The 12,352-nt window shown below is 72.6% G+C and carries 11 protein-coding genes; 8 read left to right on the top strand and 3 right to left on the bottom strand.

Annotated elements, in window-relative coordinates; translation table 11 throughout:
• The first annotated feature begins 3 nt into the window (after positions 1-3).
• From FHT37_RS17865 to FHT37_RS17850, 4 genes are all read left to right on the top strand, one after another.
• Positions 4-1,515, top strand: coding sequence for an ABC transporter substrate-binding protein (locus FHT37_RS17865; RefSeq protein WP_183483362.1), 1,512 nt, complete (start codon positions 4-6; stop codon positions 1,513-1,515).
• Between the two features lie 188 nt (positions 1,516-1,703).
• Positions 1,704-2,315 carry a response regulator gene (locus FHT37_RS17860; protein ID WP_183483360.1) on the top strand — a complete coding sequence of 204 codons (612 nt, stop codon included), beginning with the start codon at positions 1,704-1,706 and terminating at the stop codon, positions 2,313-2,315.
• Positions 2,312-4,723: a penicillin acylase family protein gene (locus FHT37_RS17855; protein WP_183483358.1), complete on the top strand. Its 2,412-nt coding sequence runs from the start codon at positions 2,312-2,314 to the stop codon at positions 4,721-4,723. Before FHT37_RS17860 ends, FHT37_RS17855 begins: the two co-directional genes overlap by 4 nt.
• Positions 4,720-5,616, top strand: coding sequence for a hypothetical protein (locus tag FHT37_RS17850; RefSeq protein ID WP_183483356.1), 897 nt, complete (start codon positions 4,720-4,722; stop codon positions 5,614-5,616). The genes FHT37_RS17855 and FHT37_RS17850 overlap by 4 nt, the downstream gene beginning before the upstream one ends.
• 8 nt (positions 5,617-5,624) lie before the next feature.
• Here the strand turns inward: FHT37_RS17850 and FHT37_RS17845 are convergent, their stop codons facing one another.
• Positions 5,625-6,281, bottom strand: coding sequence for a glutathione S-transferase family protein (locus tag FHT37_RS17845; RefSeq protein ID WP_183483354.1), 657 nt, complete (start codon positions 6,279-6,281; stop codon positions 5,625-5,627).
• A 330-nt stretch (positions 6,282-6,611) separates the two neighbouring features.
• Here FHT37_RS17845 and FHT37_RS17840 point away from each other — a divergent pair, with 330 nt between their 5' ends.
• Positions 6,612-7,226, top strand: a complete 615-nt coding sequence (locus FHT37_RS17840; protein WP_183483352.1) for a DUF6515 family protein — start codon at positions 6,612-6,614, stop codon at positions 7,224-7,226.
• Between the two features lie 24 nt (positions 7,227-7,250).
• Here FHT37_RS17840 and FHT37_RS17835 read toward each other — a convergent pair whose 3' ends face one another.
• Positions 7,251-8,258 (bottom strand): XdhC family protein, encoded by a 1,008-nt coding sequence (locus FHT37_RS17835; RefSeq protein ID WP_091728939.1) that lies wholly within the window; start codon positions 8,256-8,258, stop codon positions 7,251-7,253.
• A 66-nt stretch (positions 8,259-8,324) separates the two neighbouring features.
• Between FHT37_RS17835 and FHT37_RS17830 the strand changes: the two genes are divergently transcribed.
• Both FHT37_RS17830 and FHT37_RS17825 read left to right on the top strand, forming a co-directional pair.
• Positions 8,325-8,894, top strand: a complete 570-nt coding sequence (locus FHT37_RS17830) for a CoxG family protein (RefSeq protein WP_183483350.1) — start codon at positions 8,325-8,327, stop codon at positions 8,892-8,894.
• A gap of 256 nt (positions 8,895-9,150) precedes the next feature.
• Positions 9,151-10,245, top strand: coding sequence for an acyltransferase (locus FHT37_RS17825; protein ID WP_183483348.1), 1,095 nt, complete (start codon positions 9,151-9,153; stop codon positions 10,243-10,245).
• A gap of 39 nt (positions 10,246-10,284) precedes the next feature.
• Here FHT37_RS17825 and FHT37_RS17820 read toward each other — a convergent pair whose 3' ends face one another.
• The gene (locus tag FHT37_RS17820; RefSeq protein ID WP_091728927.1) at positions 10,285-10,977 is read right to left on the bottom strand and encodes a YafY family protein; all 693 of its coding nucleotides are present in this window, start codon (positions 10,975-10,977) and stop codon (positions 10,285-10,287) included.
• Positions 10,978-11,039: 62 nt separating this feature from the next.
• Here FHT37_RS17820 and FHT37_RS17815 point away from each other — a divergent pair, with 62 nt between their 5' ends.
• Positions 11,040-12,347 (top strand): NAD(P)/FAD-dependent oxidoreductase, encoded by a 1,308-nt coding sequence (locus tag FHT37_RS17815; protein ID WP_183483346.1) that lies wholly within the window; start codon positions 11,040-11,042, stop codon positions 12,345-12,347.
• Positions 12,348-12,352: the final 5 nt, after the last annotated feature.

Below are 12,352 nucleotides of genomic sequence, written 5' to 3'. Positions count from 1 at the left end.
GCCATGGACACCTCCCTGGACCGCCGCCGTTTCCACCGGCTCTCGATCGGCGCCGTCGGCGCCAGCCTCGGCGCCGCGCTGCCGGCCTTCGCGCAGGCGCCCGGCGGGCGGCCGCTGGTGCTGGGCATGACCCTCGAGCCGCCGGGCCTGGACCCGACCGCCGGCGCCGCCGCCGCCATCGGCGAGATCGTGCTCTACAACGTGCTGGAGCCGCTGACCAAGGTGGCCGAGGACGGCTCGGCCAAGCCGCTGCTGGCGCTGCGCTGGAGCGCCTCGGCGGACCAGAAGACCTGGACCTTCACGCTGCGTCCGGGCGTGCGCTTCCACAACGGCGCGCCCTTTGACGCCACGGCGGTGAAGTTCAGCTTCGAGCGCGCGGCCGCGCCGAACAGCCTCAACAAGGACCGCCGTGTCTTCGAGAACATCGCCGCGATCGCGACGCCCGATCCGCTGACCGCGGTGCTGACGCTCAGGCATCCGGAGCCCGACCTGCCGGCGCTGCTGGCGCAGGCGACGGCGGTGATCGTCGAGCCCGGCAGCGCCGCCGGCAACGCGCAGAACCCGGTGGGCACCGGGCCCTACCGCGTCGCCCAGTGGCAGCGCGGCGCCAGCCTCACCGTCGCCGCCTGGCCGGGCTTCCGCGATGCGGCCTCGATCCGGATCCCGCGGGTGCAGTTCCGCTTCATCGGCGAACCGGCCGCGCAGGTCGCCGCGCTGCTGGCCGGCGACGTGGACGCCTTCCCGCGCGTGGCCGCGGCCCGGGCGCTGTCCCAGTTCAAGGCGCAGCCGCGGCGCTTCCAGGTGATCACCGCCTCGTCGCGCGCCAAGACCATCCTGGCCATCAACCACCAGCGGCCGCCGCTGGGCGACGTCCGCGTGCGCCGCGCCATCGCGATGGCGATCGACCGCAAGGCCGTCATCCAGGCCAGCGCCGATGGCTATGGCGTGCCGATCGGCAGCTTCGTCACGCCGGACGCGCCGGGCTACGTCGACTGCACCGCGATCAACGCCTACGACCCGGCCGCCGCGAAGGCGCTGCTGGCCCAGGCCAAGGCGACCGGGCTGTCCCTGTCGCTGAAGCTGCCGCCGGTGCCGTACGCGCGCCAGGGCGGCGAGCTGATCGCGGCGCAGTTGGCGGCGGTCGGCATCACCGCCCGGATCGAGCAGATCGAATGGGCCCAGTGGCTGTCCAGCGTCTACGGCAGCAAGGCCTACGACCTGACCGTCATCGCGCATGTGGAGCCCTACGACTTCGGCAACTTCGCGCGGGCGGACTACTACTGGGGCTACCGCAGCCCCGCCTTCAACGCGCTGTACGAGCGCATGCAGGGCAGCGCCGATCCGGCCGAGCGGACCCGGCTCTTCGGCCAGGCCCAGCGCCAGGTCGCCGAGGACGCGGTCGCGGCCTTCCTCTACCAGCCCCAATGGATCACGGTGGCGCGGGCCGGCCTGAAGGGCCTGTGGAGCCGCACCCCGCTGTTCGCCAACGACCTGTCCGCGCTGAGCTGGGCATGAAGCCGTGCAAGCCCCCTGATGCAGGGACGCGGCGGCGGCGCGCTGTCGCGTGGCCGCGTCAGCCGGCGAGGCGCGACGGCGGCTCGTCGGAGCTCGCGCGCCGGCCGTCCACCGAGAGGGCTTTTCCTCTACAGGCCGTCTTGCGGCCGGTGTAGCGTGCGCGGTTTGGGGAGGAGTCGGAGAGCCGCATGCCGTTTGAATTGCCTGAGACCCTGCAGCCGTTCCTGTTGCCGCTGCTGATCGTGGTCCCGCTGGCCATCGTGATCATCATCATCACGGTGCGCCGTGGCGACTATCGCGACGTGGGCGCGCCGCCGCCATCGCCCCGTCCCCTGCCGCCCGGCCCGGCCGCCCGCGCCAGCTCGGCCCCCGCCGCGGCGCCCGCCGCCACGTCCCCCGCGACCGCCGCCTCGCCCGAGCGCCTGCCGCTGCTGGTGGTCGACGACTCGGCGGTCGTGCGCGCCAAGTTGCTGAAGCTGTTCAGCGAAGCCGGCCACGAGGTGGTCGCCGCGCGCGACGGCGTGGAGGCGATGGAGCTGCTCGGCCAGACCCGCTTCGGCGTGCTGATCACCGACCTGGAGATGCCCAACATGGACGGCTTCGAGCTGATCAAGGCGGTGCAGGGCGCGATGGCGACCGAGGACCTGCCCATCATCGCCATCAGCGGCCATGAGGAGCTGCACGCCCGGCTGCACCAGGTGCAGGGCCTGTACGGCATGTTCCACAAGCCCTGGAACGACCGCGAGCTGATCAAGCGCGTCGAGGCGCTGTCCCACCTGCGGCAACCGGTCCGTTCATGAGCGTGGGTCGCTGGCTGAAGCGCGGCGCGCTCACGGTCGCCGTGCTGGCGGCGCTGGGCGCCGCGGCCGCGGCCTGGCATGTCCACCAGAAGCTGCCGCAGCGCGACGGCGAGCTGCAGCTGTCCGGCCTGAGCGCGCCGGTCACCGTCCGCTACGACGAGTGGGGCGTGCCCCACATCGACGCGCGCAACGAGGACGACCTCTACCGCGCGCTCGGCTACCTGCATGCGCAGGACCGGCTGTTCCAGATGGAGATGCTGCGCCGGCTGGCGCGCGGCGAGCTGGCGGAGGTGCTCGGGCCCAAGCTGGTCGACACCGACCGCCTGTTCCGCGCGCTCGGCATCCGCCAGCGCGCCGATGAACTCGCCGCGGCGAGCGCGGCCATCACCGCCCAGCCCGGAGCGACCCGCGCGCTGTATGCCTACCTGGACGGCGTCAACCAGTACCAGGCGACGCGGCCCGCGCCGCTGGAGTTCGAGGTCCTGGGCATCCCCAAGCGCCCGTTCACCGCTGCGGACACCTACAGCATCGCCGGCTACCTGGCCTACAGCTTCGCCGCGGCCTTCCGCACCGAGCCGGCATTGACCGCGGTGCGGGATCAGCTCGGTCCCGACTACCTGCGCATCTTCGACCTGGACTGGCATCCCTCCGGCGTGCTGGAGCCGCAGGCGCTGGACGCGCCGCGCGGGCGCTTCCCCGACGTGGCGCCGATGCTGGCGCGGCTGGCCGCGGTCGGCGACCAGGCGGCGGCGCTGGCCGGGCTGCCGCAGTTCGAGGGCAGCAATGCCTGGGTCGTGTCGGGCAGCCGCACCGTCAGCGGCAAGCCGCTGCTGGCGGGCGATCCGCACATCGCGTATTCGGCGCCGGCCGTGTGGTGGGAGGCGCACCTGCGCACGCCGCAGTTCGAGCTCTACGGGCATCACCTCGCGCTCAACCCGATGGCGCTGCTGGGACACAACCGGCGCTTCGGCTGGAGCCTGACGATGTTCCAGAACGACGACGTCGACCTGATCGCCGAGAAGGTCAACCCGGCCAACGCCAACGAGGTCTGGTACCAGGGCCGCTGGGTCGCGATGACCGCGCGGCAGGAGACGCTCAAGGTCAAGGGCCAGCCCGACCAGGTGCTGACGCTGCGCCGCTCGCCGCACGGGCCCATCGTCAACGACGCGCTGCCGGGCGACCGCGGCGAGCGCCCGGTCGCGATGTGGTGGGCCTTCCTGGAGACCGAGAACCCGGTGCTCGACGGCTTCTACCGGCTGGGCCGCGCCGACACGCTGGACCGCGCGCGCGACGCGGCGAGCCTGGTGCATGCGCCGGGGCTGAACATCGTGTGGGCCAACGCCAGTGGCGACATCGCCTGGTGGGCGGCCGCGAAGCTGCCGCAGCGGCCGCCGGGCGTGAATCCGGCCTTCGTGCTGGACGGCGCGACCGGCGAGGCCGACAAGCCGGGCTTCCTGCCGTTCTCGGCCAATCCGCACGAAGAGAACCCGGCGCGCGGCTACATCGTGTCGGCCAATTTCCAGCCGACCGGGGACACGCCGGTGGCGGGCTACTACAACCTGGCCGAGCGCGGCCGGCGCCTGGACGGGCTGCTGAGCCAGGGCAAGCGCTGGGACATCCACAACAGCCAGGCGCTGCAGCTGGACGTGCAGACCGACTACGGCCCGCGCGTGCTGCGGCCGATCATCCCGCTGCTGCGCGGATCGGCCTCGGTCGAGGAGCAGCCGCTGGTCGAGGCGCTGGTGCGCTGGAACGGCGCCTACAAGGCGGACGCGGTGGCGCCGGTGCTGTTCCAGCAGTTCACCGCCGAGTTGCTGCGGGCGGCGCTCAAGGATGAACTCGGCGAGGCGCAGTTCGAGAACCTGCGCCGCACCCGCGCGCTCGATCACGCCTTGCCGCGACTGATGGCGGACGCGGACTCGCCCTGGTGGGATGACCGCTCGACGCCGCAGCGCGAGACGCAGACCGACATCGTGCGCCGCGCCTGGAAAGCGACGGTCGCGCACCTGCAGGCGACGCTGGGCCCCGACAGCGGGACCTGGCGCTGGGACGCGGTGCACACGCTGACGCACGAGCATCCGCTCGGCCGGCAGAAGCCGCTGAACCGGATCTTCAACGTCGGTCCGTTCCCGGTGCCCGGCGGGCATGAGGTGCCCAACAACTTCGCGCAGCGCAACGGCAGCGGGCCGTGGCCGGTGGTCTACGGACCGTCGACGCGCCGGTTGATCGACTTCGCGCGGCCGCAGGAGGCGCTCGGCGTCAATCCGGTCGGGCAGAGCGGCGTCTGGCCGGACGCGCATTACGCCGACCAGGCCGCGCTGCTGGCCCAGGGCCGTTATCGCCGCGAGTGGTTGGACGAGGCCGATGTGCGCGCGCATTCGAACGGCCTGCTGGTGCTCAAGCCATGAGGTCCGTGTCGAGCACACGTGGCGCACCCGGCGCGCGGGCCGCCGTGCTGGCGCTGGCGATGCTCGCCGCGACCTGCATCGCGATGCCCGCCCTGGCGGTGGACCTGCCGGCACCGGCGGAGCTCGCGCGGCGACTGGCCGCCGGGCCGGCAACCGGCGCGTCCGGCCCGGCGACGGCGGCGGCCACGGCCAAGGCGACGGCCGCTGTCACCGTCACCGTGCTCGAGCCGCACCTGATGCGTGACGGACGCATGCCCGAGGTCCGCTACCTTGGCGTGCCCGCCGACGCGGCGTTGACGGCGGTGCTTGGCACGGGTTGGCGTGCGCCGGGGCAGGAACTGGAATTCCGCGCGCTGGATGGTTTCGTCTCGCGCATTCCGGTGGAGCGCTTCGCGCAGCATCGCGCGTGGCTGGTGCACGCGCGCGCCGATGGCCGGCCCTTCCAGGTCGACAACCACCTGCAAGGCGAGCGGCAGGTGCCGCTCGGGCCGTATTACCTCGTGTGGGACAACCGCGCCTCGAAGGCGCTGCAGGCCGAGGGCGGCGCGCTCTGGCCCTACCAGGTGGCGTCGGTGAGCGTGGGGCCCTCCTCGACGCGCGCGCTGCTGCCGGATGGCCTGGCCGCCCGGTACGCCGACGCGGCGGACCTCGCCCGCACCCACTGCCTGAGCTGCCACCGCATCCGCGGCTACGGCGGCGACAAGATGCCGCTGGACCTGGATGTCGTCGTCCGCGGCTACGACGCCGCGGCCTGGCAGCGCTGGCTGCTGGCGCCGGCCGCGGTGCGGCCCGGCACGACGATGCCGGCGCTCGCCGAGGGCATGTCCGCCGAGGAGCGGGCCGCCATCGCGCAGCGGCTCTACGACTACCTGCGCGCGCTGCCGCCTCGCTGAGCGGGCGGTCAGAACCAGGGCTTGGGCAGCTGCTCCGTCTCGATCGCGCGCAGCAGCGCCGGGCGCTGCGCCATGCGCTCGAGGAAGGCGGCGAGGGCGGGGCGGTTGCGCGCGGGATGGCTGAAGTTGCGCGTCCAGCGGCACAGCATGAAGGCGAAGGGGTCCAGCACCGAATAGCGCTCGCCGAGCAGGAACGGACCGCCGTGGCGTTCGAACTCGGCGGCGAGCAGGTCCAGCTGCGCCGCGGCGCGCACCTGCGCCTGGGCTTTGACCTCGGCGCTGCCGGCGGCGTTGCCCGGGGCGACGAAGCGGTCCGGGTAGTAGTAGGTGATGACGGTGGGCTGCAGCGTGTTGGTCAGCCACATCAGCCACTTGTAGGCATGGGCGCGCTCGGCGCTGCCCAGCGGCGGCATCAGGCCGGCCTCGGGATGGGTGTCGGCCAGGTGCAGCAGGATCGCGGCGGTCTCGAACAGCACCAGCTCGCCCTGGCGCGTGTCGCGCAGCGCGGGCAGCAGGCCGTTGGGATTGAGCTTCAGGAACTCGGGGGACTTGTGCTCGTCGCGATCGCGATCGACGAGGCGGAGCTGGAACGGCACGCCCAGTTCCTGCAGGAGCACGTGCGGGGCGAAGCTGGCGTTGCTGGGGAAGTAGTAGAGCTCGATCATGGCGGCGGGGTCGAGGTGGGGCGAGGTGAGGTCGCAAGAAAGGCGTGCGCCCGGCGGCGCGTGGAGAGGCCGTGAGGGCCGTGTCGTCATGTCGTGACGTCGCGGATGCCCGGCGGCGCGCATCATCGCCGATCGTCGCGCGCGACCGTTGCGCCACCGCGCGCGACCCGCTTCCGTCCCATGCGCGGCTCGTGCGCTGACCGTGCACGGACCGACACGGGCAATGGATCTTTACCCCTGCGAAACGCCATTCCGTAGACGCGGCCGAAGGGCCCGGCGTTCAATAAGCCTCCGGACTTCCTGGGCGCCGCACGGCGGCGCGAGCAGATCATGAGCAAGCTTCGTTGGTTGATTCCCGTCGCGCTGGCGCTGAGCGCCGGCGTCGCCTCGGCGCAGCACCACGGCGGCGGCGCGCGGGTCGACATCGGCCTGCGCTTCGACAGCCGCTACCACCACGACCACTACTACCCCGCGCCCGGTTACGTGGCCCGCGGCCTGCCGGGCGGCGCGGTGTTCGTCGGCAACCGCTACTGGTACCACGGCGGCGTCTGGTACCAGCCCTGGGGGCCGAGCTTCCGCGTCATCGCCCCGCCGATCGGCTTCGTGGTGCCGGTCCTGCCCAGCGCCTACGTGACGCTGCGCATCGGCGGGCTGCCCTACTACTACGCCAACGGCGCGTATTACACGGTGGCCACCGGCGAGCCGGGCTACGTCGTGGTCGCGCCGCCGCCCGGCGCCGACACCGCGACGCCGGCCCCGGTGGCGCCGCCGCGGCCGGACCCGATCATCTATCCGCGTCACGGGCAGTCGGCCGCGCAGACCGAGGCCGACCGCCAGGACTGCAACCGCTGGGCGACCTCGCAGCCCACCGCGATGAACGACGCCGGCGTGTTCAACCGCGCGGTGGAGGCCTGCATGGACGGGCGCGGGTACAGCATGCGCTGAGCGCGCTGAGCGCGGGGTGCGCCGCTAGACCACGCATCCCGCCTCGCCGCGATCCTCCGGCAAGGCGCTGCTGACGACCTGCACGCCGTAGCGTTCCGCGGTCATGTGGGCCAGGATGGCCAGCGCGATCTCGGGCGGCGTGCGGGCGCCGATGTGCAGGCCCACCGGGCCGTGCAGGCGGTCCAGCTGGGCATCGCTCAGGTCGAAATGCTCCTTCAGCCGCGCGCGGCGCTTGGCCTGGTTCACCCGCGAGCCGATCGCGCCGACATAGAACGCGGGGCTGCGCAGCGCCTCCATCAGCGCGAGGTCATCCAGCTTCGGATCGTGCGTCAGCGCGACCACCGCCGTGTGCCCGTCCGGCCGCAGCCGCTGGACGACGTCGTCCGGCATCTCGCGCGTCAGGGGCGCCGCGATCAGCGTCCACGGGTAGTCGTCGCGCGGATCGCAGACCTGCACCTGGTAATCGAGCGCCAGCGCCATCTGCGCCAGGTACTGGCTCATCTGGCCCGCGCCGATGATCAGCAGCCGCCACTGCGGCCCGTGGTGGGTCACCAGCCGCGTGTCGCTCAGCACCAGCCGGTCGGCGCCGTCGCGCGAATGCGCCGGCGGCTCCGCCAGCGTCACCGCGCCGGTGGCCAGCTCCAGCGTGCGCAGCACCCGCTCGCCGCGCGAGAGCCGCTCCAGCAGCGGGCCGATCGCCGATTGCGATCCCACCGGCTCCAGCATCAACTCCAGCGTGCCGCCGCAGGGCAGGCCGAAACGCTGCGCCGCCTCCGCGCCGACCCCATAGCGGATCAGCTCCGGCGTGCGCAGGCTGAGCGCGCCTTCGCGGATCTTCGCAACCAGGTCGTCCTCGATGCAGCCGCCCGAGACCGAGCCGGCGATCAATCCGTCCGCGCGCACCGCGACGATCGACCCGACCGGCCGTGGCGCCGAGCCCCAGGTCCGGGTGATCGTGCCCAGCACGACGCGCTGATCGGCGTCGAGCCACTGCTGCACCTGGCGCAGCACCTGCAGGTCCATGTTGTCCATCCCCGCACCATAGCGAAATTCGTTGCGGCCTGCCTCGGCCCGGGCCGGCGGGCCACAATCCGGCCCATGCCCACGCTCGCCCTCGACGACGATCTGGCCCTGCCCGTGTCCCAGGCCCTGGCCTGGCGCGCGCTGCATGACCTGGCCCTGCTCGCCGACAGCCTGCCCGACGGCGCCCGTCTCGCGGCCGGCGACGCGCCGCGGTCCTACGCGCTGGCGCTGCCCGGCTTCGAAGGCGTCGTGACCGTCCTCGACCTCGAGGTCCCCAGCCGCCTGCGCCTGCGCATCGACGGCCGCGGCCCTCGCACCGGCAAGGTCGAAGGCCAGGCGCAGCTGCGGCTGGCGTCGCTGGGCGAGGACCGCGCGCTGCTGCATGTGGCGCTCGTGATCCAGGCCGAGCGCGAGACCCCCACCAAGGTCGCCGGCCTGATGGCGCTGCGCGAGCGGCTCGCCGGCATCGCCGCCGCCGTCGAGCGCCGCCATCCGTCCGACCGCCCGCGGCCGGTGAAGGCGCCGCCCAAGCCCTGGCCGCAGCGCCTCGTCGACTGGTACCTGGGCTGGTTCGCCGCGATATTCAACGGCACCTTGTTCCCGCCCCCCAAGCCCCGTGCGCGCGGCCCGCGCGCCAAGCGGTGAGCGATTGACCTCCTCATGGCGACGTGGCGGTCGTCGTGAGCGGAATGTGAGCGTGACGTGAGCGTGGCGTTGGTCTGATGTGAGTCCGCTGTCATGCGGCGGTGCGCCGGGCGTGATGCAAACGAACTCGATGTAACTCGTTGATTTGCTTATAGAATTGGCGCCTCAACGGCCACCTCGCGGTGGCCGCTTCGTTTTTGCGCCGAGCGAGACCCAGGCTCGTCGGCGACTGCTTTCCGCCGATTCCCGATTCCCGATGGCCTCTCGCCTGTTCCCGCTGGACGCGCTGCGCGCCACCGCCGCGCAACTGATCGTGTTGCATCACCTGTCGGTCTACGGACCGATCGCGGAAGCCATGCACCGGCTGTTCCCGCTGCTGACCGGCTGGCTCTACGACTACGGGCGCATGGCCGTGCAGGTCTTCCTGGTGCTGGGCGGCTACCTGAGCGCGCGGGCGCTCGCGGCGCAGGAGCCGCAGCTGCGCCGCTCGGCGCCGGCGCTGCTGGCCCAGCGCTACTGGCGCCTGGTGCCGCCGTTCATGGCCGCCGTCGGGCTGACGTTGCTGAGTTCCTGGCTGGTGGCGCCCCTGCTGCCGGACCTGGTGCCGGAACAGGTGGAACTGGCGCAGATCCTGGCCCATGCGCTGCTGCTGCAGGACCTGCTGCCGGTCGAGGCGCTCACCGTCGGCGCCTGGTACGTGGCGATCGACTTCCAGCTCTTCGCGCTGCTGCTGCTGGTGATGTGGGGCCTGCGCTGCCTGCCGCTACCCGGCGCCAGACGCCAGGAGCTCGCGCTGGCGCTGGTCGGCGCCCTGTGCGCGGCGTCGCTGCTCCAGTTCAACCGGATGGCCGAGCTGGACGTCTGTGCCATCTACTTCTTCGGCGCCTATGGCCTGGGCGTGCTGCTCTGCTGGTGCCAGGGCTGGACGCCGCGGGCGCGCCGCGCCGGGCTGCTGGCGCTGGGCGGCTTGATGGCTGTCGCGCTGGCGCTGGAGTTCCGCGAGCGCCTGGTCGTGGCCGCGCTGACCGCGGCGGTCATCGCGCTGTGGCACCGCGGCACGCTGCCGGCGTGGTTCCAGCGGCACGGCCAGGCGCCGGTGCAGACGCTGGCGCGCCATGCCTACGCGCTCTTCCTGGTGCACTTCCCGGTCTGCCTGCTGGTGAACGCGATCTACGAGCACCGCGCCGAGAGCCCGGCCCTGATGCTGGACGCGCTCGCGCCGCTGGCGCTGCTGGCGGCCTGGCTGCTGAGCAACATGGCGGCGGTGCCTTTCCATCGCTGGATCGAGGCGCCGCTGCTGCGCTGGCGACCGCGCGCCGCGGCGCTGCCGCAGGGCGTCGCGCTGCGCTGAGGCGCTTGTCGCTTCCGGGCCCGGCGGGCTCGGCGCCCGCTAGGCCCAGTTCTCGCGCGCGTTCTCGCGCCGCTGCAGATCGGCGAGCGTCTTGCCGGGTTCGTCGCGGAAACGCTCCTCCAGCAGTTCCAGCTGCTGCACCCGGTCGACGCGGAAGCTGCGGAAGTCCTCGCGCAGCTCGCACCAGGCGGAGAAGGTCCACACCGGTCCCCAGAAGAAGCAGGCCAGCGGCCGCACGACGCGGGAGCTGGTCTGCTCGCTCAGGTCGAGGTAGTGCAGCCGCAGCTTGGTGCGGGACTCGGTGGCCAGGCGCAGCTGCGTCAGGCGCTCGCGGGTGGCGTTGTCCAGGCCGCGCTGCGGCGCGTAGACGGTCAGGCTCTCCGCGGCGGCGCGCGCCGAGCCCGGCAGCACCGCGAAGATCTTGCCGAGCGCCTCCTCGGCGCGCTGCCCGAGCACGGCGTCGAGCTGCGGCTGGGCCAGCCGCACCGCGGCGACCAGTGATTGGGCTTCCTCGGCGCTGAACATCAGCGGCGGCAGCTCGAAGCCGACCCGCATCCGATAACCGACGCCCGCCTCGCCATCGATCGGCACGCCCTGCTGCTGCAGCGCGGCCACGTCGCGATAGACGGTGCGGATCGAGACCTCCAGCCGCTGGGACAGGAACTCGGCCGTCGTGAGACGGCGTCCACGGATGAGTTGGACGATCTGGAACAGGCGGTCGGCGCGGCGCATCCCACCATTGTCAGCGATGGGCCCCACCTATCCGAGTCGTCATCCCCGCTACGATGTGCCGCATGGCTGACCCACATGTTGCGCTTCCCCATGTCGTGATCATCGGTTGCGGGTTCGGTGGCCTGGAGGCCACCAAGGTCCTCGACGGTGCCCCGGTCCGCATCACCTTGATCGACCGCAGCAACCACCACCTGTTCCAGCCGCTGCTGTATCAGGTCGCGACGGCCGGCCTCACCGCGCCGTCGATCGCGTCGCCGATCCGGCACATGCGACGCCACCAGCGCAACCTCACGGTGCTGATGGCCGAGGTCGACACCATCGATGTCCAGGCCCGCGAGGTCGTGCTCGGCGACGGACAGCGCCTGCGCTACGACCACCTGATCGCCGCCGCCGGCGCGACGCACAGCTACTTCGGCAACGACCAGTGGCAGGCGCATGCGCCAGGCCTCAAGACGCTGGCCGACGCCTTCCAGCTGCGCGCGCGCCTGCTGAGCGCCTTCGAGCGCGCCGAGACCCTGCCCGATCCCGCCGACCACGCGCCCTGGCTCAACTTCGTCGTCATCGGCGGCGGGCCCACTGGCGTGGAGATGGCCGGCACGCTGGCCGAGATCGCCCGCCACACGCTGCGCGACGAGTTCCGCCGCATCGACCCGGGCCGCGCCCAGGTGCTGCTGGTGGAGGGGTCCGACCGGGTGCTGGCCGCCTTCAAGCCGGCGCAGTCGGCGCAGGCCCAGGCGCAGCTCGAGCGCATCGGCGTGGTGGTGCGCACCGGCTGCCGCGTCGTCGGCATCGACGAGGAGGGCGTGGACCTCCAGACCGCCGACGGCACCCGCGAACGGATCGCCTCCCGCACCAAGGTGTGGGCCGCCGGCGTCGCCGCTTCGCCGCTGGCGCGCACGCTGGGCGTGCCGCTGGACCGCGCGGGACGGGTGATCGTCGACGAGCAGATGAACATCCCCGGCCATCCCGAGGTCTACGTCGTCGGTGACATGGCCGCCGCGACCAGCCTGGAAAAGGACGGCAGCCGCAAGCCGGTGCCGGGCGTCAGCCCCGGCGCGAAGCAGGCCGGCCGGCATGCGGCGCGGCAGATCCTCGCGCGCCTGCAGGGGCGCTCGGAGCCGCCGTTCCGCTACCGCGACTACGGCAACCTCGCGACCATCGGCCGCAAGGCGGCGGTCGCCGACCTGGGGACGATCCAGTTCAGCGGGTTCTCCGCGTGGCTGTTCTGGCTGTTCGTGCACGTCTATTTCCTGATCGGCTTCCGCAACCGGGTCCGCGTCTTCGCGGACTGGGCCTGGGCGTACTTCACCTTCCAGCGCCATGCGCGCATCGTCGTGGAGCCCCGGCCCGGCGCGCGGGACGACGCCTAGGCGCC

Origin of the sequence: Mitsuaria sp. BK037, assembly GCF_014193045.1 — a bacterium.
GTDB lineage: Bacteria > Pseudomonadota > Gammaproteobacteria > Burkholderiales > Burkholderiaceae_C > Roseateles.
The sequence above is the reverse complement of the archived record's forward strand: the minus strand, read 5'-3'. Positions and strand labels throughout refer to the sequence as shown.

Bases quoted from the DNA above. Each gene is read 5' to 3' on its own strand.
- FHT37_RS17865 (WP_183483362.1), top strand. From the start codon at position 4: ATGGACACCTCCCTGGACCGCCGCCGTTTCCACCGGCTCTCGATCGGC.
- FHT37_RS17860 (WP_183483360.1), top strand. From the start codon at position 1,704: ATGCCGTTTGAATTGCCTGAGACCCTGCAGCCGTTCCTGTTGCCGCTG.
- FHT37_RS17855 (WP_183483358.1), top strand. From the start codon at position 2,312: ATGAGCGTGGGTCGCTGGCTGAAGCGCGGCGCGCTCACGGTCGCCGTG.
- FHT37_RS17850 (WP_183483356.1), top strand. From the start codon at position 4,720: ATGAGGTCCGTGTCGAGCACACGTGGCGCACCCGGCGCGCGGGCCGCC.
- FHT37_RS17845 (WP_183483354.1), bottom strand. From the start codon at position 6,281: ATGATCGAGCTCTACTACTTCCCCAGCAACGCCAGCTTCGCCCCGCAC.
- FHT37_RS17840 (WP_183483352.1), top strand. From the start codon at position 6,612: ATGAGCAAGCTTCGTTGGTTGATTCCCGTCGCGCTGGCGCTGAGCGCC.
- FHT37_RS17835 (WP_091728939.1), bottom strand. From the start codon at position 8,258: ATGGACAACATGGACCTGCAGGTGCTGCGCCAGGTGCAGCAGTGGCTC.
- FHT37_RS17830 (WP_183483350.1), top strand. From the start codon at position 8,325: ATGCCCACGCTCGCCCTCGACGACGATCTGGCCCTGCCCGTGTCCCAG.
- FHT37_RS17825 (WP_183483348.1), top strand. From the start codon at position 9,151: ATGGCCTCTCGCCTGTTCCCGCTGGACGCGCTGCGCGCCACCGCCGCG.
- FHT37_RS17820 (WP_091728927.1), bottom strand. From the start codon at position 10,977: ATGCGCCGCGCCGACCGCCTGTTCCAGATCGTCCAACTCATCCGTGGA.
- FHT37_RS17815 (WP_183483346.1), top strand. From the start codon at position 11,040: ATGGCTGACCCACATGTTGCGCTTCCCCATGTCGTGATCATCGGTTGC.